This is a genomic window from Halobacterium litoreum (genome assembly GCF_021233415.1).
GTDB lineage: Archaea > Halobacteriota > Halobacteria > Halobacteriales > Halobacteriaceae > Halobacterium > Halobacterium litoreum.
The window spans coordinates 2,517,758-2,540,178 of record NZ_CP089466.1; the positions used below are offsets into that span (position 1 = coordinate 2,517,758).

The window sequence follows — 22,421 nt, forward strand, 5'->3', positions numbered from 1 at the left end:
CTCAATAAGGGTGTGCGTCAGCGCCGCTTGCGGAGGTCTTCGCTCCGGAGTTCGCCGCGCGCGTGCCACGTCCGCGGCCGGCACGCGACGGCGACGGCAGCGAGGTACGCGACGGCGACGGCGGCCGTCACCGCGACGCCCGGGAGGGCACCGACCGCCGCGCTCGTCGGCCACGCGCCGGTCCCGAACGCGGTGACGCGGACCACCCACGCCGCGAGCAGCACCGAAAGCAGCGGGAGGTAGATGCGACGCAGGCGGTGTGCGAGCGCCTCCTCCGCGGTAATCTTCATCGTCGGCGTGCGGTAGTCGTCGGCGAGGTCTTCCCGCCAGTCGTCGTCCGTCGGACTGCGACCGGGGTCGAGACCGACCGCGAACACGTTCCGCTGGAGGGAGCGCACGCGACTCCGCCAGATGTCGTAGCCGCGGTAGCGCCGCGCCTCCACGACGAGGAACAGCGCGAGGACGGCGCCACCGCCGAGCAACACGTAGTGGGGGTGGCTGGCGTCCGAGAACGACCACGTGAGGACGCCCGCGAGCACGATGACCGCCCAGTTCGTGGTGCGGTCTAAGCGCTCGCGCCAGAGTTTCATGCGGTGTATCTCGCCGCGGTAGAGGTGCGCGAGCGACGAACTCGGCCCCATGTCGGTTTCGAGGAGGCCGGCGCCCACGTCCGCCGGTGCGTCGAGTGCGTCGGCGCCGTGGTCCGCGTCGTCGGCGTGGTCGGCGTCGACGCCGTCGCTGTCGCGGTCCGCGTCAGCTTCGGCGTCGTGGTCGGGTGTCTGGTCGGTCATCAGGTGTGTCGGGTCAGACGAGGAGTTGGATGTCGGCTTCGGCCATGTCCTGGATGGCCGTCGCGGCGCCGACGCCGGTGGTGACGCCGTCGAAGAAGTCGTCCTCGTCGTACCCCATGAGGTCGATGGTCATCTGACACGCCTGGAACTCGACGCCCATGTCGAGGCTGGTCTGGAGGAGTTCCTCGATGGTGGCGGTGTCGTTGTCGTCGATCTTCTTCTCCATCATCTTCGTCGTCACGCGGTCCATGCCGGGGAGCGCCGCGACGGCGTTCGGCACGGGCATGTTGGGGTTGCCGACGGAACTGAGTTTGAGGTCGTCTGCCTTGTCCTGGTGGAGGATGTCGAGCCCCCAGAACGTGTGGAAGACGGTCACCTCGTAGCCGAACGCGGCCGCCGTGCTCGCGAGGATGAGCGGCGGGTACGCCATGTCGAGCGTGCCCTTCGTGGCGATGATGCTCATCTTCTGCTGCCCGTCGTCCTCGACGTCGTCGAGGCGGGCTTCGAGGTCGGCGACGCGCTCGGCGAGTTCCTCGCGCGTGAGTTCGGTGGTGTCGGCGTCGTCGCTCATCACTCTGTCTTGCGGACGTAGTGTTTGTACACGTCGTCGCCTTCCTGTTGGTCGAGGAGTTCGACGCCGTCGGTGGAGTCGGCCCAGCCGCCGAGGTCGCTCATGCTGCCGGGGTCGGTCGCGACGACTTCCAGCACGTCGCCGGAACCGAGGCCGTCGGCGGCCTGCTTGGTCTTCACGACCGGCATCGGGCAGTTGAGTCCCTTCACGTCGAGCGTCTCGGTGATTTCGTAGTCTGACATGGTGTCGTATTGCCTTCGACGCACAATACCGCACGCTAGTTGAAAAACCCGTCGATGGTCGTGCAGTAGTTTTGCACGAGAACAAAACAGCGCCACCCCATACACGCCCGCGAAAAGTAATTTTGAGTTTTCTCGGCGCGAGCCGCCGCCAACAGTATTGCGGTACTTCTGAACTTCCATGGGAAGCCTTATCTGCGAGCGTCCGGTACGAACAGGCGAGCATGAATCCAGACGACTTCCCGTCCGTCGACGCGGACGTCGAGACTGTCACCCCAGAGACGGTCAAATCCCGCATCGACGCGAACGAAGACGTGTTCCTCCTCGACGCGCGCGCACCCGGCGACTACGAGGAGTGGCGCATCGACGGCGAGACGGTGACCTCGGTCAACGTCCCGTACTTCGAGTTCCTCGAAGACACGCCCGACCTCGGCGACGTCCCCGAGGACGAGACCGTGACCGTCGTCTGCGCGAAGGGCGGCGCCAGCGAGTTCGTCGCGGGCAAACTGAAGAACGCCGGCTACGACGTCGAACACGTCGAGCGCGGCATGCAGGGCTGGGCGGGCGTCTACGAGTACGAAGAACTCGACGTGGACGCCGACGCCACCGTCGCGCAGTACCGCCGTCCGTCGAGTGGCTGTCTCGCGTACCTCGTCGTCTCCGACGGCGAAGCAGCGGTCGTCGACCCGCTGCGCGCGTTCGCCGACGAGTACGAACAGGACGCGCGGATGCTCGGCGCCGAACTGACGTACGCGCTCGACACCCACATCCACGCCGACCACGTCTCCGGCGTCCGCGACGTCGCCGACGCCACCGACGCCACCGCCGTCCTCCCCGAAGCCGCGGACGCGCGCGGCGTCGACTACGACACGCCCTACGAGACAGTCGAGCACGGCGACGAAATCACGGTCGGTGACGCAACCATCGACGTGATTCACACGCCCGGCCACACGACCGGGATGACGACCTACCGCGTCGGCGACGTGCTGTTCACGGGCGACGGCCTGTTCACGGAGAGCGTCGCGCGCCCCGACCTCGAAGACCCCGAAGCCGCGAAGGACGCCGCGCGCACGCTGTACGACAGCCTCCACGAGCGCGTCCTCACTCACGACGACGCGGTCGTCGCGCCCGCGCACTTCGGCGACGGCGCGACTACCGCCGACGACGGCACGTACACCGCCGAACTCGGTGACGTCGTCGACTCGATGGACGCGCTCTCGATGGAGCGCGAGTCGTTCGTGGAGTTCATCGTCTCCGACATGCCGCCCCAGCCGGCCAACCACGAGGAGATCATCGCCACGAACCTCGGGCACGAGGCGCCGAGTGACGACGAGGCGTTCGAACTCGAACTCGGCCCGAACAACTGCGCCGCGAGCCAGGAGGCGCTGACCGAGTAGATGAGCGCACTCGTACCGCTGGCCGCCGTCGGCGACCTGTTCCCGCGGGGCATCGCGCAGTACGCCCTCGGGGGCCTGTTCGTCGGTCTCGGCGCGTCCATCATCTACTTCGGCACGGGCATCATCGCGGGCGCGAGCACGTTCCTCGAGTCCACGCTGTCGTACGTCTCCGACGCCGACCGGTTCAACCGCCGGAAGTATCTCGCGTCCCGCGACTGGCGGGTCGTGTTCACCGTCGGCATCGTCGCCGGCGCGGCGGTGTACGCCGTCGCCTTCGCTGGCGGCGCGTGGACGACCGACGTGCAGTGGTGGCGGCTGCTCGGCGGCGGCTTCCTCGTCGGCGTCGGCACCCGCCTCGGCAAAGGGTGTACGTCCGGCCACGGCGTCTGTGGCATCGGCTCGGCGTCGCCGACGTCCATCACGAACGTCGCGACGTTCATGGCCGTCGCCATCGGGACGGCCCAACTCGTGAGCGCACTGGGGGTGAACCCGTGATGAGCGGGAACACCGAGGAACACGGCCCGCTGTTCATGGCCGTGATACTCGCCGGTGGGCTCGTGTTCGGGTTCGGCCTCGCGCTCTCCGGCATGGCGAAACCCGAAATCGTCCTGGACTTCCTCCAGTTCGACGACCTCGGACTGGTGTTCGTGATGGGCGGCGCGGCCGTCGTCTCCGGCGTGACGTTCTTCGTCGGGACGACGTTCCTCGGCGACGCGCCGGTCACCGGCCGGCAGTACACGCGCCGCGTGAAGGAGTTCGACCGGAACGTCCTCCTCGGCGGCGCCGTGTTCGGCGTCGGCTGGGGTATCTCGGGCATCTGTCCGGGCGCGGCGTACGCGAGCGTCGGCATCGGGAACTTCCCCATCCTCTGGGCGATTGCCGGGATGTTCCTCGGCGCGTACGCACAGGGGTACTGGCGGTCGCGCTGACCGGCGGTCAGACGACTGTCGGTCCGGCGGCGGGGGACGCGTTCGTCCGCCGCCGATTAGCACTGCCGTAATCGGTTACGCGAGAACCGTATTCTAGCCGCTTCTATTCACTTTTTCCGCGCCTTTCTTGTTCCACACGAACACTTTTGAGGTAATAGACAGACGTTACCACGAGGGTTGTTCACACCCGACAACAGGTGACTGGGACAGATGGAATTCAACGGCACGTTCGAGTTAGAGGACACGACCGCGGAGGAGGTGTGGCTCGCCCTCTCGGACCCGGCGCTCGTCGCGGAAGCGCTCCCGGGCTGCGAGTTCCTCGTCCGCGTGGACGACGGCGACGTCGACTTCGACGCGCTCCGCGAGGAGTACGCGGACCGCGAGCGCGAACTGACGGCGGACGCCGACGTCATCGAGGAGCGCGCCTTCGAGGAAGGCGCCACGTACGCCGCGCTCGTCCAGATTAGCGTCGGCCCCGTGAATCCGACGTTCGAGACGGTGGTGACCATCGACGAGCGCGAGTTCCCCGAGATGTCGGCGTCCGGCGAGGGCTCCTCGGGCGACAGTTCCTTCGAGATGTCGTCGTCGATGGCGCTCTCGGAGACCGACGACGGCGTCGCCGTCGACTGGAACACCGAAGCCGACGTGTTCGGGCGCGTCGCCCAGATGGGCCAACGCGTCGTGAACCCGGTCGCGAATCGGGTGGTGAAGCGATTCTTCTCGTCGGTCCAACAGCAGCTACGCGACCTCGAGATGGCCGGCGAGGGCGACGGAGAGGAGGAGTCCGGCAAACGAAGCCTCACGGACCGACTGCTCGGTCGGTCGAAGGGAGACAAGTAATGACGACACACGACATCACGCTGACGGTGAACGGCACGGACCACGACCTCGCGGTCGAGTCCCGAACACTACTCGTACACGCGCTCCGGGACGAACTCGGCTACACGGGCACGAACGTCGGCTGCGAGAGCAGTCTCTGTGGCGCCTGCACCGTACTGGTGGACGGCGACGCGGTGAAGTCCTGCACCGAACTCGCGGTGCGGGCCGACGGCGCCGAGGTAGAGACCGTCGAGGGACTCGCCGACGGCGGCGACTTCCACCCGATACAGGAGGGGTTCCAGGAGGAACACGGCCTGCAGTGCGGTTACTGCACGCCCGGCATGATGCTGTCCGCGGTGGACCTCCTGGACGAGAACCCCGACCCGGACGACGAGGAAATCCGGGAGGCACTGGAGGGGAATCTCTGTCGCTGCACGGGCTACCAGAACATCGTGAACGCGGTGCAGAACGCCGCCGGCCAGATGAGCGGGGCGGTCGCGGACGGCGGGAAGGAGATGGACCTGACGCGGGAGTATCCGACCGGCGACGACGCCTCGGGGGGTGATTCGGCGTGAGCATCGACTCCATCGACCCGGACGACGTGGACGCCGCGGACATCCTCGGGTCCGCCATCGAGCGCCGCGAAGACCCCGCGCTGATTACGGGGAACGCGGAGTACACGGACGACATCGAGTTACCGAACACCGCCCACGCCGCGATTCTGCGGAGCCAGTACGCCCACGCCACCATCGAGGACGTGGACACGAGCGACGCCGAGACGATGGACGGCGTGGTCGGCGTCTACACGCACGACGACCTCGCGCGCGACGACACGCCCGGCGACCTGCCGTTCTTGATTCCGGTGGCGTGGCAGCTCCCGAGCCTGAACGACGTCGACCACCCGATGCTCGCGGACGGGCGAGTGCGCTACCAGGGCGACGCCATCGCCGTCGTGGTCGCCGACGAGCGCTACCTCGCGCACGACGCGCTCGACAACATCGACGTGGACTACGAGCGCCGTGACGCCGTGACGAACCCGAGCGACGCCCTCGCGGGGGACGCGCCACAACTCCACAGCGAGGGCGACCGGAACGTCGCCTTCGACTGGGAAATCGGCGACGAGGACAAGACCGACGACGCGTTCGCGGACGCCGACAACGTCGTCGAGTTCGAGGCCGACAACCAACTCCTGATTCCGAACGCGATGGAGCCGCGGGCGGCGGTCGCGGACTACAACCCAGGGACCGACGAGTTGGACGTGTTCATGACGACCCAGAACCCCCACGTCCACCGCCTCCTGATGTCCGGCGTGCTCGGGCATCCCGAGCACAAACTCCGCATCAAGGCGCCGGACGTGGGCGGCGGGTTCGGGTCGAAGATTCACCACTACGCCGACGAGGCGCTCGTGGCGTGGGCGGCGAAACACCTCGAACGCCCCGTGAAGTGGGTGGCGACGCGCTCGGAGACGTACCTCACGGACGCGCAGGGCCGCGGCCACGAGACGACCGCCGAACTCGCGGTGAGCGACGACGGCGACATCGAGGGCTTTCGCGTGGACACGAAGGCGAACATGGGCGCGTACCTGTCGACGTTCGCGCCCGCCGTGCCGACGTGGCTGTACGGGACGCTGCTCTCCGGCCAGTACGACATACCGGCCATCCACGCGTCCGTGAAAGGCGCGTACACGAACGTCCCGCCGGTGGACGCCTACCGGGGCGCGGGCCGCCCGGAGGCCTCCTTCGTCGTGGAGCGAATCATGCACCTCGCGGCGAAACAGTTGGACATAGACCCCGTGGAGTTCCGGAAGCGGAACTTCGTCGCGGACGACGACTTCCCGTTCGAGACGGAGGTCGCCGTCGTCTACGACTCCGGCGAGTACGAGAAACCGATGGACGAGGCGCTGGAGATGGTCGGCTACGAGGACTTCCGTGAGCGCCAAGAACAGGCCCGCGAGGAGGGCCGGTACCTCGGCGTCGGGTTCTCGTGTTACATCGAGGCGTGTGGGCTCGCGCCCTCCGAGTTGGCGGGCCAACTCGGCGCGCAGGCCGGCCTCTGGGAGTCCAGTCTCGTGCGCTTCCACCCCTCCGGGACGGTGACGGCGTTCTGTGGCACGTCCGGGCACGGGCAGGGCCACGGCACGACGTACGCCCAAATCGTCGCGAACGAACTCGGCATCCCCTACGACGACGTGGAGGTCGTGGAGGGCGACACCGACGAGATTCCCCACGGGATGGGGACCTACGGCTCCCGGTCGGCGGCGGTCGGCGGGAGTTCGCTCGTGAAGAGCGCCGAGAAGGTCGTCGAGAAGGGCAAGCAGATAGCCGCCCACCAACTCGAGGCCGACCCGGAGGACGTGGAGTTCGACGACGGCACGTACCGGGTGGCGGGCGCGCCCGACCGCTCTATCGGCATCAAGGACGTGGCGGGGCAGGCGTACCTCGCCCACGACATGCCCGACGGCGAGGAACCGGGCCTGGAGGCCACGTCGTTCTACGACCCGGACAACTTCGTGTTCCCGTTCGGGACGCACGTCGCCGTCGTGGAGGTCGACCCCGAGTCGGGCGAAATCGAGTTCGAGACGTACGTCGCCGTCGACGACGTGGGGAACCAGATCAACCCGAAAATCGTGGAGGGCCAGATTCACGGCGGCGTCGCGCAGGGCGTCGGGCAGGCGCTCTACGAGGGCGCGGAGTACGACGACAACGGCAACCTCGTGACCGGGTCGATGCAGGACTACGCCGTGCCGAAGGCCGAGCACATCCCCGAGATGGAGACGGGGTCGACGGTGACGCCGAGTCCGCACAACCCCCTCGGCGTGAAGGGCGTCGGAGAGGCGGGCACCATCGCCGCGCCCCAGGCAATCGTGAACGCCGTCTCGGACGCGCTCGACCCGTTCGGCGTGGACGGCGTGGAGATGCCGATGACCGCCGAGCGCGTCTGGCAGGCCGTGAACGAGCAGGCGTCCGCGGACGGTTCTGGTGACGCCGCCGAGAACGGGGGTGAGGAGTGATGTTCCCCGACGAGTTCGAGTACGTCGAGGCCGAGTCCGCCGAGCACGCCGTCGAACTGCTGGACGAGCACGCGACCGAGGAGGTGGAACTGCTCGCCGGCGGGCACAGCCTCCTGCCCGCGATGAAGACCGGCCTGTCGAGTCCGGACGTGCTAATCGACCTCGGGAGCGTCGACGAACTCCGCGGCGTCTCCGCGGACGGCGACACCCTCTCGGTCGGCGCCACGACGCGGTACACCGACTTCCTCGACAGCGACGACGCCCACGAGCACGCGCCGGCGATGGCCGAAGCGGTCGCGCAGGTCGGCGACGTGCAGGTGCGAAATCGCGGGACGGTCGGCGGCAACCTCGCGCACGCCGACCCCGCCTCGGACCTGCCGGCGGCGGCGCTCACGTCGGACGCGACGCTCGTCGCGCTCGGGCCGGACGGGGAGCGCGAGATTCCCGTCGAGGAGTTCTTCTACGGGATGTACGCCACCGACCTCGCGCCCACGGAGATGCTCATCAGCGTCGAGATTCCGTCCGCGAGCGACGCGGTCGGCGCGTACGCGAAGAAGCCGAGTCCGTCCTCCGGGTACGCGATGATAGGCGTCTCAGCCCTGCTGGACGTAGACGGGAACACCGTCCGGGAGGCGCGCGTCGGCGCGAACGGCGCGGTCGGCCAGGGCGTCCTCCTCCCGTCCGTCGCGGACGCCATCGAGGGCGAGGCGCTCGACGAGGACAGCGTCGCGGCGGCCGCCGAGCACGCCACCGAGGACGTCGACGAGGCGATGCTGATGGACGACATCCAGGCCTCCGGAGAGTTCCGCGCCCAACTCCTGGAGGTGTACGCGGAGCGCGCGCTGCTCGCGGCGATGGAGGAGGCGTCGGCGCCCGCGGCGGCCGACTGACACGCCACGCGCCCCCGTCCACGGGGTGTGTGAGCAACGCCCATTTATTGACTCGCGCCCAACCACGAACGAGGAATGACAGACGACCGCAGGACGGCGTTCGCGGACGCCACGGAGGCGGACGTGCGGGCGGCGTTCGACGCGCAGGACTACGTCGCCGACGACGACATCGTGACCACGGTGTCGCTCGCGCTCCGCCTCGGGAAGCCCCTGCTCGTGGAGGGCGAACCGGGCGCCGGGAAGACCGAACTCGCGAAGGTGCTCGCCGCCGGCTTCGGCACCGACCTCGTGCGCCTCCAGTGCTACGAGGGGCTCACGGCCGAGAGCGCGCTCTACGAGTGGAACTACACGAAACAACTGCTCGCGGTGCAGGCGGGCGACGGCGAGGACGGCGTGTTCACCGAGGAGTACCTGCTCGAACGACCGCTCCTCCGCGCGCTCCGCGGCGGCAGCGACGACAGCCCCCCGGTCCTGCTCATCGACGAGGTGGACCGCGCGGACGAGGAGTTCGAGGCGCTGTTGCTCGAAGTCCTGAGCGACTTCCAGGTCTCCGTCCCCGAACTCGGTACCGTCGCCGCCGAGACGCCGCCGGTGGTCGTCATCACGTCGAACCGCACGCGGGCGCTCAGCGACGCGCTGAAGCGTCGGTGCCTGTTCCTGCACGTCGAACCGCCGTCCTTCGAGAAGGAGCGCGCGATTCTCGAACGCAAAGTCCCCGAGTTGGACGGCGCCGTCGCCGCCGAACTCTGCGGCGCGGCCGGCCGCCTGCGCGAGGAACCCCTGCGGAAGCCGCCGGGCGCCGCCGAGACCATCGACTGGGCGCGCGCGGTCGCCGCGCTCAGGGAGAACGGTGACGAACCGCTGTCTGCGAGTGAGGTCGAGCAGACCCTCGGGACGCTCCTGAAGGAGGTCGAGGACGTGGAGCGCGTGGACGACGACCTGCTCCGCGAACTGCTGGACGCGGCGACCGAGGCCCGCGAGGCGGCGACGGCGGAATGACCGACGCGCCCGACGTCGTCGCGGCCCGCGATCACGTCCGGGACGAACTCGTGCGGTTCGCGCGCTCGCTCCGCCAGGCGGGCGTGGACGTGCCGGCGAACGCGCACACGACCGCAGCGCGAGCGCTCGTGGAACTCGGGTTCGGCGACGAGGACCGCGCTCGCGCCGGCCTCCGGGCGTGTCTCGTCACGGACGCCCGCGACGCGGAGACGTTCGACCGACTGTTCGCGGAGTTCTGGCGGCGGCTCACGGCGGGCCTCGGGCCGACGGGGCCGGCGGACCGACAGGAGGACGCCCCGGAGGGCGCGCTCGCTCCGATGGGCGACCCGGCCGACAGCGAGCGCGCAGACGTGGACACCGGCGAGGACGGCGCGAGCGACGAACAGGAGGTCGGCGTGCTGTCGGCGTCGCTCGGCGGCGTCGTGGCGGACGACGCCGAGGAGTCGGGCGACGACACGAGTCTCGGCCGGCAGAGCGCGACCGGCGTCCCCGAACCGATTTCGGTGCCGCCCGTCGAATCCGGAGAGGCGTTCGACCGCGCGTTCGACGCGCTGACGGCGGCGGTCGGCGGTTTGCGGGGGCGGCGCTGGGCGGGCGGGGGCGACGAGCGCGCGGACGCCCGGCGCGCGCTCCGGTCGAGTTTCGGCACCGGCGGGACGGTGCTGTCGGTACCCCGTCGGGAGCGCACCCGGCCCGCCGTGCGCGCCGTCTTCCTCGTGGACGTGAGCCAGTCCGTCCTCGACACGGTCGACCGGGCGTTCCTCCTGCAGTTCCTGCGGCGCGCGCGCCGGGACTGGCGGGACGCCCGCGTGTTCTTCTTCGACGAGGCGCTGCGCGAGGTCTCCGGGGAACTCGACGCGCCGACCCACGCCGCCGTCGTCGAGGCGCTGGAGCGCGCGGAAGCCGAGTGGGGCGGCGGCACGCGCATCGGCGCGTCGCTCGCAGAACTGGACGCCGACGCCGTCGACCACCGGACGGTCGTGTTCGTCGTCAGCGACGGCCTCGAAACGGGAGACGTGGACCGACTGGAGTCGGCGATTGCGGGCGTCTCGCGGCGCGCCGCGAGCGTGCTGTGGCTGAACCCCCTCGCCGCGTCGGCGAGTTACGAGCCGACCGCTCGCGGGATGGCGGCGGCGCTCCCGTTCGTGGACGGCCTGTTCGCGTTCGCGGACGCCGCCGACGTCGCGGAACTCGCGCGCCAACTCGACCGGCACGGCGCGGGCGGCAGAGTGGGCGTCGAGTACGACCCGCGGCGGGCGTGACTACCCCGAGAACAGGCTGTTGTGGACCGGCGCGTACGACGACGGTTCCGTGTCCGACTCGGCGGTGTCGGTGACCGACCGGCCAGCGACGCCGTCCGCGAGGAAGTCCCGGAGCGGCGGGCCGACGGACTCGGGTTCGACGAGGAAGGCGTCGTGGCCGTGGTCGGAGTCGACGACGTGGTGGGCGACCGACGCGTCGCCCGCGCGGAACGACTCGGCGAGGTCCTCGCTCTGGTCGACGGTGAAGTGCCAGTCGCCGGTAAAGGAGAGCACGAGCGCGTCGCCGGGGAACGCGGCGAGCGCGGCGGCGTCGGAGTCGTAGCCGGCGGCGAGGTCGTAGTCGTCCATCGCGCGGACGAGGTAGAGGTAACTGTTCGCGTCGAAGCGCTCGACGAACTGGTCGGCCTGGTAGTCGAGGTACGACTCCACGTCGCGGTACGGGAAGAACGCGGCCGCCGGGTCCGAGGGGAACGCGTCCCCGCCCGCCTCGCGGCCCGCCGTCCGGCGCCCGAACTTCCGGCCGGCGGAGTCCTTCGAGAGGTACATCAAGTGGCCGAGTTGGCGGGCGAGCGCGAGGCCGCGGTCGGGGTGGCTGTCGCCGTAGTAGTCGCCACCGTTCCAGTCCGGGTCGGTGCGGATGGCGCGGCGCGCGACGGCGTTCAGGCCGAGACACTGCGCGTCGAGGCGGGGGGCGGCGGCGACGGCGGCGACGCGGCGCACGTCGTCGGGGAACCGGCGCGCCCAGTCGAGGGCGTTCATCCCGCCGACGCTCCCGCCGACGACGGCGTGCAGGCGTCCAACGCCGAGTTCGTCGAGGAGGCGGCGCTGGCTCCGCGTCCAGTCGCCGACCGTCACGGGCGGGAAGTCGGTGCCGTAGGGGTCGCCGTCCGGCCCCTCGGCCGACGGGCCGTCCGTGCCGTAACACGACCCGGGGACGTTCGCGCAGACGACGAAGTAGTCGTTCGTGTCGATGGCTTTCCCCGGGCCAACGACGCTCCGCCACCAGCCGTGGCCCTGCCCCGCGACGCCGTCTGGACTGTCGGCGACGTGCTGGCTCCCGGTGAGCGCGTGACAGACGAGGACCGCGTTCCGCCCGTCGAACTCGCCGTACGTCTCGTAGGCGACGGTGAGGTCCTCGACGGCCTGCCCGCTTTCGAACTCGAAGCGACCCAACTCGGCTGTCGGCATCAGTGGGCCTCCCGGAGCGCCCGGTCGAAGTCCGCGAGCACGTCCTCGGTCCCCTCGATGCCGACGGAGACGCGAACCATGTCGGGGCGCACGCCGGCGTCGCGCTGCTCGCTCTCGGAGAGTTGCGCGTGCGTGGTGCTCGCTGGGTGGACGACGAGCGTCTTCGCGTCCCCGACGTTCGCGAGGAACGACGCCAGTTCGACGCCCTCGCAGACCGCCTTCGCGGCGTCGAAGCCGCCCTCCGGGCCGAACGTCAGCATCCCGCCGAAGCCGCCGTCGAGGTACTCGCTGGCCGCGTCGTGGGTCGGGTGGTCGCCGAGGCCGGGGTAGGACACCCACGCCACGTCCGGGTGGTCGTCGAGGAAGTCGGCGAGCGCGGCGGCGTTCTCGCAGTGGCGGTCCACGCGGAGCGGGAGCGTCTGGATTCCCTGCAGCGTCTGCCACGCGTCGAAGGCGCTCTGCCCGGTGCCACACGAGCGCACCGCGCGCTGGCGGACGGCGGCTTCGAGCGCGCGGTCGCCGAAGCGCTCGGTGAAGTCGACGCCGAACGCGGGGTTCTCGCCCGCGAGTTCGGGGAATTCGGCGTCCGGATGGTCCCACGGGAAGGTGCCGCCGTCCACGACGACGCCGCCGAGTGTGGTGCCGGCGCCGTGGAGCCACTTCGTCGTGGACGCCCACACCACGTCCGCGCCGTGCTCGATGGGGCGACAGAGGTGGGGCGTGGCGAACGTGTTGTCGACGACCAGCGGGACGGCGTGGTCGTGCGCGACCTCGGCGAGCGCGTCGAAGTCGGGCGTGACGAGTGAGGGGTTGGCGATGGTCTCGACGTGGACGAACGCGGTGTCGTCGTCGATGGCGTCGGCGACGGCGTCGGGGTCGAGGGCGTCGACGGTGCGCGTCTCGACGCCGCGCTTGCCCGCGGTGTGCGCGAAGTAGGAGGCGGTGCCGCCGTACATCTCCTCGCCTGCAACGATGTTTCGCCCCGCTTCGGCGAGCGTCGTGGTGATGGCGTCGATGGCGCCCATGCCGGCGTTCGTCGCGACGGCGCCGGTGCCGCCGTGGAGGCTGGCGAGCCGGTCTTCGAGCGCCGACGTGGTGGGGTTGGAGATGCGCGAGTAGACGTCGGCCTCGGAGTCGAGCGCGTACCGGGCGGCCGCCTCGTCGGCGTCCGGGAAGACGTACGACGTGGTCTGGTGAATCGGCGGGGCGCGCGCCCCGGTCTCGTCGGGGTCGTAGCCCGCGTGGACGCTCCGCGTCCGGCGGTCGTAGGCCTCGCCGTCCGGCGCGCCGTCCCCGTCGCTCGCGTCAGTCATGTGCTATAGTTATAGAACTACTATAGAATATGCGTAGCAGTTACGGCAACGCTTGCGGAATCGCGCCGCTTCCACCGCGTACTTGGCAGTTCGCTCCCACGACTCGGACATGGACTGCCGGAACCGACCGACCGGCCCGCGTCCGGAACCCCCGCGGTGGACGGTCGGCGCGCGAGCGAACGCCGGACGGAGGGCGCCGTGAGCGACGTCCGACGCGAACGCGCGTCCCTCGCCGGCGTCGTGTTCGCCGTGCTGTTCGCGCAAGTCCTCCTCTACCCCGGCGCCACCGACCTCGTCGCCGCGTTCGACGCCAGCGACCCCGAGACCGCCAGCCGGTGGTTCCTCGCCGCCGAATTCGGCGCGTTCGTCGCGTTCGCCGGCGTCTGGGGCGCGCTCAGCGACCGCGCCGGCCGCCGCGTCCCCTTCATCGCGATGGGCGCCGTCGCCGGCGGCGTCGGCTACGGCGCGCTCGCCGCCGCGAACGTCCGCCTCGCCGGCGCGCTCGTTCTCCGCGCCGCACAGGGCGCCGTCACCATCGGCGCGTTCTCCCTCGCGATGACGATGCTGATGGACCTCTCGGACGACCACGGCAAGAACATGGGCGCCGCCGGCATCGCCATCGGCCTCGGCACCGCGCTCGGCGCGCCCGTCGGCGGCGAACTCACCGAAATCGCGCCCCGCCTCCCGCTCGTCGTCGGCGGCGCCGTCCTCGCGCTGGCGGGCGTCTTCGCGCTCCGCGTCCCCGACCGCGCGCCCGAGGGCCACGGCGACTCGCTGCGCGCCGGCCTCCGCGTCCTCTCGAATCGCCCGTCGCTGTCCGTCCCGTACGCGTTCGGGTTCATCGACCGGTTCACCGCCGGCTTCTTCGCGCTCGTCGGCACGCTGTACTTCCGACAGGAGTTCGGCCTCGACGCCGGCGCGACGGGGCTCACGCTCGCGTTGTTCTTCGCGCCGTTCGCGCTCCTCCAGTACCCCTTCGGCCGGCTCTCGGACCGCATCGGCCGCACGATACCCATCGCCGTCGGCTCCGCCACGTACGGCCTCGCCGTCGTCGGCGTCGGCTTCGCGCCCGCGCTCGGCCTCGCGCAGGGCGGCATGGTCGTCGTCGGCGTGCTCGGCGCGCTGATGGCGCCCGCCACGATGGCGCTCGTCACCGACATCGCGGGCGACGACGAGCGCGGCGTCGGCATGGCCGGCTTCAACGCCGCCGGGTCGCTGGGCTTCCTCGCCGGCATCGTCGGCGGCGGCTGGGTCGCAGAAAGCTGGGGGTTCGAATCCGCGTTCCTCCTCGCCGGCGGCACGGAACTGCTGTTGGCCGCGCTCGCGCTCCCGGCGCTACTGCGCCTCGATTAGCGCAGGCACTCGCGGGCCGCGTCCAGCGCGGCCTCGGTGTCGGCGTCGACGCCGACCTCGCGGAACGCTTCCCCGATGGTGCGAATCCCGCGGAGAATCTGCTCGCTGGACAGGCCGCCCATGTTCGACACGCGGAAGATGTCGCCGCCGAGGTGGGCCTGCCCGCCGCTGATGGAGACGCCCCGTGCTTCGACGGCGTCGAAAAAGGCGGGCGCGTCGTCGCCGCGGGCGCCCTCCGGCAGGCGAATCGCGGTGAGCGTGTTCGAGAACTCGGCGTGCTCGTTCAGGTCCGGGAACGACTCGAGGCCCATCGCCCAGAACGCCTCCCTGAAGGCCTCTGACTGCCGGCGGTGGCGCGCGATGCGGTCGGGCATCCCCTCCTCGTGGATGTCCGCGGTCGCTTCGGCCAGCCCACGGAACAGGGGGACGGCGCTCGTGAAGGGCGTCTGGTGGGAGTCGGCCTTCCGGAGGTGCCAGTCGAGGTCCTCGTAGAACGGCGCCTTCTCGCCGTCCACGTGCGGTTTCGCGTCGTCGGCGACGTACAGCGCGCTGACGCCCGGCGGCGCCGCGAGCGCCTTCTGGCCGTCGGTCACGGCCACGTCGACGTGCCAGTCGTCGATGCGGAACTCGTCGCCGCCGATGCTCGTCACGCCGTCCACGACGTAGCGGGCGTCGTGCTCGGCGGCTATCTCGCCGACCGCCTCCACGGGGTTCAGGACGCCCGTGCTCGTCTCGTTGTGGACCATCGTCACCACCTCGGTCTCGTCGGTGACGGCGTCCGCGACGGCGTCGAGGTCGACGGACTCCCCCCAGTCGAAGGCCACCTGGGTCGCGTCGCCGTGCCGGTCCGCGATGCGCGCGAACCGACGCCCGAACTTCCCGTTGACGACCGACACGACCTCGCTGTGGCGGTCGGTCAGATTCGCGACGGCGGCCTCCATCCCCATCGTCGCCGTGCCGTTCAGAATCAGCGAGGTGCCGCCCGCGGACGTGCTCGCGCCGTCGGGCGTCGAGTGCTCGAACACGTAATCGAGGTGGGTCTGGGCTCGCTCGTAGACGGCCTCGAAGGCCGCGGAGCGATGCGAGACCATCGGCTCGCTCATCGCCTCGCGGACCTCGCGAGTCACCGGGACGGGACCGGGGTTCAAGAGGAGGAAGTCCTCGCGCATACCGGAGACAGGTCGCCGGACCGGATAAGGAGGCGGGGTGGGTGCAACTCCTGCCGAGTGTCCGTCCCCCAATCGCTTACCACCCCGCCCCGCCTACCCCGGTGTATGCCCGACGCCGAGGAGGACGCCCCCGAGGACAACCCCTACGTCCGCGACCCGGACACCGACTTCGTGCCGGCCGCGGACCTCGACGCCGAGGCGGCCGCCGCCGAGGCCGAACGCCTCAGGGAGGCGATTCGCTACCACGACTACCGGTACTACGTCGCGAACGACCCCGTCATCGGGGACCGAGCGTACGACGCGCTGTTCTCGCGCCTGCAGGAGTTGGAGGACGCCTTCGACGTAGCGACCGAGGACAGCCCTACCCGCCGGGTGGGCGGCGAACCGCTCGACGAACTCGATTCCGTCGACCACGTCGCGCCTCTGCTCTCCATCGACTCCAGCGGCGACGAGGCCGACGTGCGGGACTTCGTCGCGCGCGTCGAACGCGAGGTCGGCGACGCCCGATTCGTCTGCGAACCGAAGTTCGACGGCCTCTCCGTCGAAGTCGTCTACGAGGACGGCGAGTACGTCCGCGCCGCCACCCGCGGCGACGGCGAGACGGGCGAGGACGTGACCGAGAACGTCCGCACCATCGAGAGCGTCCCCCAGCGCCTGCGGGGCGACCCGCCCGCGTTCCTCGTCGTGCGCGGCGAAGTCTACATCCCCCGTGACGCGTTCCAGGCGTACAACGCCGAGCGCGTGGAGCGCGGCGACGACGCGTTCGCCAACCCCCGGAACGCCGCCGCGGGCACGCTCCGCCAACTCGACCCGAGTGTCACCGCCGAGCGCCCGCTCGACTGTTTCTTCTACGATGTGTTGGCTGCAGGTGAGTCCCGCGACGCGGTCGAACCGGACGCCTCGCGGGGCGGCCTCGACGCCGGCATCGACACGCACTGGGCCGAACACGAGGCGCTCCCGACGTGGGGGCTGAAAGTCAACGACCGCGCCGAGCGCGTGGAGACGGCGGACGAAATCGTGGCGTACCGGAACGACCTCGGCGCGGAGCGAGAGGACCTGAACTACGAAATCGACGGCGTCGTCGTGAAAGTCGACGACCGCCGGCAGTGCGTCGAACTCGGCGTGACGGCCCGACACTACCGGTGGGCGTACGCCTACAAGTTCCCGGCGCGCTCGGAGGTGACGACCATCTCGGACGTGGTCGTGCAGGTCGGGCGGACGGGCCGCCTGACGCCGGTCGCGCTCCTCGAACCCGTCGAAGTCGGCGGCGTGACGGTGTCGCGGGCGAGCCTCCACAACCCCGAGGAGATAGCCGAGATGGGCGTCGGCGTCGGCGACGAGGTGCGCGTCCAGCGCGCCGGCGACGTGATTCCGTACGTCGAGGAAGTCGTCGCGTCCCACTCCGAGGGGCACTTCGAGTTCCCGGATGCGTGCCCGCGCTGCGGGAGCGACGTGGAGTTCGACGGACCGATGGCGTACTGCACGGGCGGCCTCGCGTGCCCCGCCCAACTCGTGCGGTCGGTCGGCTACTTCGCGAGCGTGCTGGACGTGGAGGGCATCGGCGAGCAGGCCGCCGAGCAGTTCGTCGACTCGGGGCTGGTCGAACACGACGTGGCGGACCTCTACGACCGGTCGGTCGACGAGATAGCGGAACTAGAGGGGTGGGGCGAGACGAGCGCGCAGAACCTGAAAGCCGAACTGGACGCCGCGCGCCACCCGCCGCTCGGGAAGTTCCTCGCGTCCATCGGCATCCCCGAGGTCGGACCGACCGTCGCGCGCGACGTGGCCGCCGAGTTCGGGACGCTGGACGCGGTGCTGGACGCCAGCGAGGCCGACTTCCGCGCCGTCGACGGCGTCGGCGACGTGGTCGCACGCCACCTTCGGGAGTTCCTCGATAACGACCGGAACCGCCGCGTCATCGAGCGCCTGCGCGACGAGTCCCGACTCGGCGAACCCGAACCGGTCGAATCCACCGACGGCGACGCGCTCGACGGCCTGACGTTCGTGTTCACCGGGAGCGTCGAGGACTGGACGCGCGGCGACCTGCAGGCCCTCGTGGGGCGCCACGGCGCGAACGCCACGTCGTCGGTCTCCGGGAACACCGACTACCTCGTCGTCGGCGCCAATCCGGGCCAGTCGAAGCGCGAGGACGCCGACGCCAACGACGTTCCACAGATTTCGCCCGCGGAGTTCTTCGAGTTGCTCGCCGAGCGCGGCGTCGACCCAACGCGGTGACGGCGGCTTACACCTCGACGGTCGGCAGTTCCACCGCGAACACCGCTCCCCTCGGGTCGTTGTCCTCGACCCACACTCTGCCGCCGTACGTCTCCACGAGCGACCGCACGAGGTAGAGGCCGACACCGGTACCCGCGCTGTTCAATCCCTTCTCGCCCTTCCCGAAGACGTCCTCCTTCCGGCTGTCCGGCACGCCCGGCCCGTTGTCCGCCACGCGAACCACGACCGACTCGTCGCGCGGTTCGGCGGACACCGTCACCGCGGGGGCGTCCGTGTCGTTGTGCTGGACGGCGTTCTTCAGGAGGTTCCGGAACACCGAGTCGAGGAGTTCGTTCGCGAGAACGGTTCGGGCCGGAAGCTCGCCCGCCACCGTCACGTCGGCGTCCGCGTACGCGTCCCGGAGTTCGGCGACTTCGCGCTCCAGTACGGACGCCAGCCCGACCGCGTGGGTCGTCGTCTCCTCGGTCATCATCACGCCCGCGAGCTCCCGGGCCGTCTCCGTCAGTTCGACCGCCTGCGACGCGCCCTCCTGTATCTTCCCGACGTGAGCCCGGCCCGCGTCGTCGACGTGGTCGGCGGCCATGTCCGCGTACGCGGTCACCAACTGGAGGTTGTTCCGGATGTCGTGGCGAACCACCTGATTCAGGACTTCGAGGTCGTCGCGTTGGCTCTCCAGGCGCTGCTCGTAGCGCTCGCGCTCCGTGACGTCCTGGATGGCCCCGTCGTACACCGTCTCGCCGTCCACCTCGTGAGCTATCGCGGTCACCGACCCCCAGATGGTGTCGCCGGACAGCGTCTCCAAGCGGAGATGTTCGTCACGAACGACGCCGCGCTCGGTGAGGCGCTCGACGAACGCCCGGCACGCCGACGGGTCGGCGAAGAAACTCGCCACCGGCCGCGCGCGCAGGTCGGCCTTCGACTCCGCGTCGAGGATGTCGACCATCTTCTCGTTTACCAACCGGAACCCGTCGTCGGTGTCCGACGCGTGCTGGTAGACGCCGACCGGCAGCGTCTCCAGCAGTCGCTCGGAGCGCTCCAGGGCCTGCTCGCGCTCCCGAACCGTCGTCACGTCCCGCGTCGCACCGACCAGTTGGACGACCTCGTCGTCCACGACGACCGGCGCGATTCGCGTGTCCCAGTGGGACCCGGGCTCGGGGACCGACAGCTCCTCGACGTACTCTATCGGTTCCCGTCGGGTCACGCACTCGCGATAGCGGGCGGCGATGTCGCCGCCGTCGTCCGGACCGAACGCCTCCTCGACCGTCCGTCCGGTCAGCTGTTCGTTCGACAGCCCCGTCAGTCGCTCGTAGGCGCCGTTCACGCGCGTCAGCCGGAACTCGTCGGCGCCCCCGCCCACGTCGACCACGAACAGCGCGTCCTGCGTGTTCTCGAACAGCGTCTCGGCGCGCTCCTGGTCGCGCTGGCGGCCGCGGCGACCGGTGACGTCCCGGCTACTCACGAGCAGGCCGTCGATCGCGTCGTTCTCTCGCGGGTCTCGAATCGTCGACTCGATCCACGTCCACGACCCGTCGGCGTGCCGGAACCGCACTTCGACGGACACCGGTTCGCCCGGATTCGACGTGGCCTCGGTCAGCGCGTCCGCGACCTTTCGGCGGTCCGCGGGGTGCTGGTAGTCGAAGCCGCTCTCCCCGACGAGGTCCTCGGGGTCGTAGCCGAGGACGCGACGCACCGACGAGCTGACGTACGTGATGGTGCCGTCCTCGTCGACGATGGTGAGCACGTCACTCGAAAGCGAGACCATCTCGTGGTGGAGCGACTCGTCGAAGGGTTCGCCGGACTGGTCGGCCGCGGCCCGGAGGACGACGAGGACAGACGCGTCGCGGTCGTCGCCGAGTCGAGTGACGCGCGCGCCGACGCGTTCCGCCGACGCGCCGTCGGCCGGCGCGACGGTCGCCTGCACGTGGCGCTCGTCGGTCTCCAGGGACGCCACGACCGACACGGCGTCCCGGAGCCGAGAGAACCCCTCGGCGAACACGCGGTCGAGGTCGGTGTACGACGAACCGGTGACCGCGTCGCGGTCGAGGGCGGTCGTGTCGAGGAACTGGTCGTTCGCGTAGGCGACTGCACCGCCGTCGTCGATTGCGAGTACTGGCTCCGGGAACTGGTCGGCGACGGTCGCGGCGTCCATCATTACTGTCGTTGGCCCTCAATACTCGTCGTCTTACTTAGCGACTAGGGTTGCGTTCACGACCGACGACGCGCTATCAAGCGGAGAAAACGCGAGCCCACCCAGTCGGTTCCCGTCGGCGAGCAGCGACGCCGCTACGCGACTGGAAAGCGGAAAAAACCGCCCTAGATTCAGAGACCGGAGTTACGCGCGGACGACGTTCGTCGCGCGCGGACCCTTGGGTGCCTGTTCGATGTCGAACTCGATTTCCGTGCCCTCCGTGAGGTCCGCGCCGCCCACGTCTTCCATGTGGAAGAAAACGTCGTCGTCAGCGTCCTCGGTGGAAATGAAACCGTAACCGCCAGTCTGGTTGAAGAAGTCAACCTTACCTTCTGCCATTGCAAACAAACACAGGGCCGTTTCGGGGATAAGGGTTCCGAGGGTCGCGTTACCACGACCGTCCGGTGGACGAGCGTCTAAAATACCGCTGTTTCACACGAACTTTCGGACAGTCACGTCAAGCGTGTCCAAGTCGAGGATGGGCGCGGTGGCGACGTCGGGGTCGATGTTGACGGACTTCTGGAACTCGGTCTGGTGTTGCCAGCAGCCGGAGTTGACCAGGCGGACGTTGTGGTAGCCGCCGACGCCGAGCTTGTGGACGTGGCCGGTGTGGAAGACGTCGGGCACCTCGTCGACGACGAGGTAGTCTTTCTCCTCGGGCGCGAGGCGGGTGCGGCCGCCGAACTGCGGGGCGACGTGGCGCTTCCGGAGGAGGTGTTCCATCGCGCGATGGGGGTGGTCGTAGGACACTTCGTCGCCCGGATACTCGGCGATGACCTCGTCGATGGAGACGCCGTGATACATCAGGACGGAGACGCCCTCGATGGTGACGGTGGATGGGTTGCCGGTGAACTGGGCGTCGTGTGCGCTCATGATGTCCCGGAGTTCCTCGTCGAACGCCGGCTGGGGTTCGGCGAGGCGGACGGCGTCGTGGTTCCCCGGAATCATCACGATTTCCATGTCGCCGGGCACGTCCTTGAGGCGCTCCGAGAACGCCTCGTACTGCTCGTAGAGGTCGACGATGTCGAGTTCCTCGTCCTGGTCGGGGTAGACGCCGACGCCCTCGACCATGTCGCCCGCGACGAGCAGGTACTCCACCGTCTCCGCCTCTGGGGTGTGGAGCCAGTCCGCGAACGCGTCCCACGCCTCGCCCGCGAACTCCTGGCTGCCGACGTGGACGTCGGAGACGAGCGCCGCCTGCACGTGGCGGTCGGCGGTGCTGGGGTCGTGCGTGCGCGGGATGTCGGGGAAGTGGAGGTCGTCCGCGAAGATGATGCCGCCGTCGTCCGAGAGCGTCCCCTCGACGGCGATGACCTCGTCCATGAGGAGTTCGTCGACGTGCGCGGCGATGTCGCGGTCTTTCATCACGAGCGCGGGGAACACGCCGTTCGTGTCCTCCAGTTCGACGAGCCAGTGGCCGCTGGCCGTCGAACGCACGTCGTTGACCATACCGACGACGGCAGCCTCGCTCCCGCCGGGCATCGAGTCGAGCGCGTCCGTCGGGCGGTGGTTCACGCGCCCGCGGAGTTTCTTCGAGAGTTTGTCGTAGCGGTCCCGGAACGTCGCGACGAAGTGCTTGTACTCGCCGGTCCCCGTGGACTCGCCGGTGATGTCGCCGGCGACGTCGACGCTCCGCAGGTCGGCGTTCGCGTCGCGGGCCGACTCCCCGCCACGCTCGACCCCCTTCGTTTCCGGTGGAGTGGTAACCTCTGCCCCACGGTCCGTCGTGGTTTCGGTTCCAGTCGAAGACGTGGTGTGTCGGTCGGCGGGAGTCGAATCGGCGTCCGAGTCGGACGGCCCCCCAGCGCCAGTCGGTTCGGCGTCCGGCGTCGCGTCCGCCAGCACCCCGCGGACGTGGTCGGCGGTGAGCGTGAGCGCGTCGGCGGGCGCCTCGTCGACCGCACGCTCGACGGCGTCGGCCGGGTCGTCCGCGCCCGCGAGCAGAGTCACGGCCTCCCGGTCAGCGTTGTAGCCCCGGCTGGTCAGTTCGCGGACCACCCGCACCGGGGGTTCCAGTGGCACACCACGGTCGAAGGCGCACAGCCAGCAAAAGGGTGGCGGTCCCAGA

The 22,421-nt window shown here is 69.9% G+C and carries 20 protein-coding genes; 11 read left to right on the plus strand and 9 right to left on the minus strand.

Features of this window, described 5'->3' with window-relative positions; all coding sequences use genetic code 11:
• Positions 1-17 precede the first annotated feature (17 nt).
• From LT972_RS13785 to LT972_RS13795, 3 genes are read right to left on the minus strand one after another with little or no spacing between them, the layout of a single operon-like run.
• Positions 18-791, minus strand: coding sequence for a DUF2270 domain-containing protein (locus LT972_RS13785; RefSeq protein WP_232570957.1), 774 nt, complete (start codon positions 789-791; stop codon positions 18-20).
• 13 nt (positions 792-804) lie between these two features.
• Positions 805-1,362, minus strand: coding sequence for a DsrE/DsrF/DrsH-like family protein (locus tag LT972_RS13790; protein ID WP_232570958.1), 558 nt, complete (start codon positions 1,360-1,362; stop codon positions 805-807).
• On the minus strand, positions 1,362-1,604 hold the full coding sequence (locus LT972_RS13795) for a sulfurtransferase TusA family protein (protein WP_232570959.1): 243 nt from the start codon (positions 1,602-1,604) through the stop codon (positions 1,362-1,364). Before LT972_RS13795 ends, LT972_RS13790 begins: the two co-directional genes overlap by 1 nt.
• Before the next feature lie 221 nt (positions 1,605-1,825).
• Between LT972_RS13795 and LT972_RS13800 the strand changes: the two genes are divergently transcribed.
• The 9 genes from LT972_RS13800 to LT972_RS13840 all read left to right on the plus strand — a co-directional run bounded on the left by LT972_RS13800 (position 1,826) and on the right by LT972_RS13840 (position 10,907).
• Positions 1,826-2,998: an MBL fold metallo-hydrolase gene (locus LT972_RS13800; protein WP_232570960.1), complete on the plus strand. Its 1,173-nt coding sequence runs from the start codon at positions 1,826-1,828 to the stop codon at positions 2,996-2,998.
• On the plus strand, positions 2,999-3,493 hold the full coding sequence (locus LT972_RS13805; protein WP_232570961.1) for a YeeE/YedE family protein: 495 nt from the start codon (positions 2,999-3,001) through the stop codon (positions 3,491-3,493).
• A complete protein-coding gene (locus LT972_RS13810; protein WP_232570962.1) occupies positions 3,493-3,927 on the plus strand; it encodes a DUF6691 family protein in 435 nt (144 codons plus the stop codon). The genes LT972_RS13805 and LT972_RS13810 overlap by 1 nt, the downstream gene beginning before the upstream one ends.
• Positions 3,928-4,137: 210 nt before the next feature.
• Positions 4,138-4,767, plus strand: coding sequence for a CoxG family protein (locus tag LT972_RS13815; protein WP_232570963.1), 630 nt, complete (start codon positions 4,138-4,140; stop codon positions 4,765-4,767).
• Positions 4,767-5,321, plus strand: coding sequence for a (2Fe-2S)-binding protein (locus LT972_RS13820; RefSeq protein ID WP_232570964.1), 555 nt, complete (start codon positions 4,767-4,769; stop codon positions 5,319-5,321). Before LT972_RS13815 ends, LT972_RS13820 begins: the two co-directional genes overlap by 1 nt.
• Positions 5,318-7,756 (plus strand): xanthine dehydrogenase family protein molybdopterin-binding subunit, encoded by a 2,439-nt coding sequence (locus tag LT972_RS13825; RefSeq protein ID WP_232570965.1) that lies wholly within the window; start codon positions 5,318-5,320, stop codon positions 7,754-7,756. The genes LT972_RS13820 and LT972_RS13825 overlap by 4 nt, the downstream gene beginning before the upstream one ends.
• Positions 7,756-8,646, plus strand: a complete 891-nt coding sequence (locus LT972_RS13830; protein WP_232570966.1) for an FAD binding domain-containing protein — start codon at positions 7,756-7,758, stop codon at positions 8,644-8,646. Before LT972_RS13825 ends, LT972_RS13830 begins: the two co-directional genes overlap by 1 nt.
• Before the next feature lie 75 nt (positions 8,647-8,721).
• Positions 8,722-9,645 carry an AAA family ATPase gene (locus tag LT972_RS13835; protein WP_232570967.1) on the plus strand — a complete coding sequence of 308 codons (924 nt, stop codon included), beginning with the start codon at positions 8,722-8,724 and terminating at the stop codon, positions 9,643-9,645.
• Positions 9,642-10,907 carry a VWA domain-containing protein gene (locus LT972_RS13840; protein WP_232570968.1) on the plus strand — a complete coding sequence of 422 codons (1,266 nt, stop codon included), beginning with the start codon at positions 9,642-9,644 and terminating at the stop codon, positions 10,905-10,907. Before LT972_RS13835 ends, LT972_RS13840 begins: the two co-directional genes overlap by 4 nt.
• On the opposite strand, the gene metX is transcribed toward LT972_RS13840, so the two are convergent.
• Complete coding sequence (metX, locus tag LT972_RS13845) at positions 10,908-12,095, minus strand: homoserine O-acetyltransferase MetX (protein WP_232570969.1); 1,188 nt, start codon at positions 12,093-12,095, stop codon at positions 10,908-10,910.
• A complete protein-coding gene (locus LT972_RS13850; RefSeq protein WP_232570970.1) occupies positions 12,095-13,408 on the minus strand; it encodes an O-acetylhomoserine aminocarboxypropyltransferase/cysteine synthase family protein in 1,314 nt (437 codons plus the stop codon). The genes metX and LT972_RS13850 overlap by 1 nt, the downstream gene beginning before the upstream one ends.
• A gap of 198 nt (positions 13,409-13,606) precedes the next feature.
• On the opposite strand from LT972_RS13850, the gene LT972_RS13855 reads away from it, so the two are divergent.
• Entirely contained in the window at positions 13,607-14,761 is a 1,155-nt protein-coding gene (locus LT972_RS13855) for an MFS transporter (RefSeq protein ID WP_232570971.1), read from the plus strand.
• Here the strand turns inward: LT972_RS13855 and LT972_RS13860 are convergent.
• Positions 14,758-15,930: a pyridoxal-phosphate-dependent aminotransferase family protein gene (locus tag LT972_RS13860; protein WP_232570972.1), complete on the minus strand. Its 1,173-nt coding sequence runs from the start codon at positions 15,928-15,930 to the stop codon at positions 14,758-14,760. The genes LT972_RS13855 and LT972_RS13860 overlap by 4 nt on opposite strands.
• Before the next feature lie 105 nt (positions 15,931-16,035).
• On the opposite strand from LT972_RS13860, the gene ligA reads away from it, so the two are divergent.
• Complete coding sequence (gene ligA, locus LT972_RS13865) at positions 16,036-18,165, plus strand: NAD-dependent DNA ligase LigA (RefSeq protein WP_232570973.1); 2,130 nt, start codon at positions 16,036-16,038, stop codon at positions 18,163-18,165.
• A 7-nt stretch (positions 18,166-18,172) separates the two neighbouring features.
• On the opposite strand, the gene LT972_RS13870 is transcribed toward ligA, so the two are convergent.
• From LT972_RS13870 to LT972_RS13880, 3 genes are all read right to left on the minus strand, one after another.
• Entirely contained in the window at positions 18,173-20,317 is a 2,145-nt protein-coding gene (locus tag LT972_RS13870) for a PAS domain S-box protein (protein ID WP_232570974.1), read from the minus strand.
• Between the two features lie 180 nt (positions 20,318-20,497).
• Positions 20,498-20,692: a cold-shock protein gene (locus tag LT972_RS13875; protein WP_232570975.1), complete on the minus strand. Its 195-nt coding sequence runs from the start codon at positions 20,690-20,692 to the stop codon at positions 20,498-20,500.
• A gap of 93 nt (positions 20,693-20,785) precedes the next feature.
• A complete protein-coding gene (locus tag LT972_RS13880) occupies positions 20,786-22,375 on the minus strand; it encodes a DNA-directed DNA polymerase II small subunit (protein ID WP_232570976.1) in 1,590 nt (529 codons plus the stop codon).
• Positions 22,376-22,421: the final 46 nt, after the last annotated feature.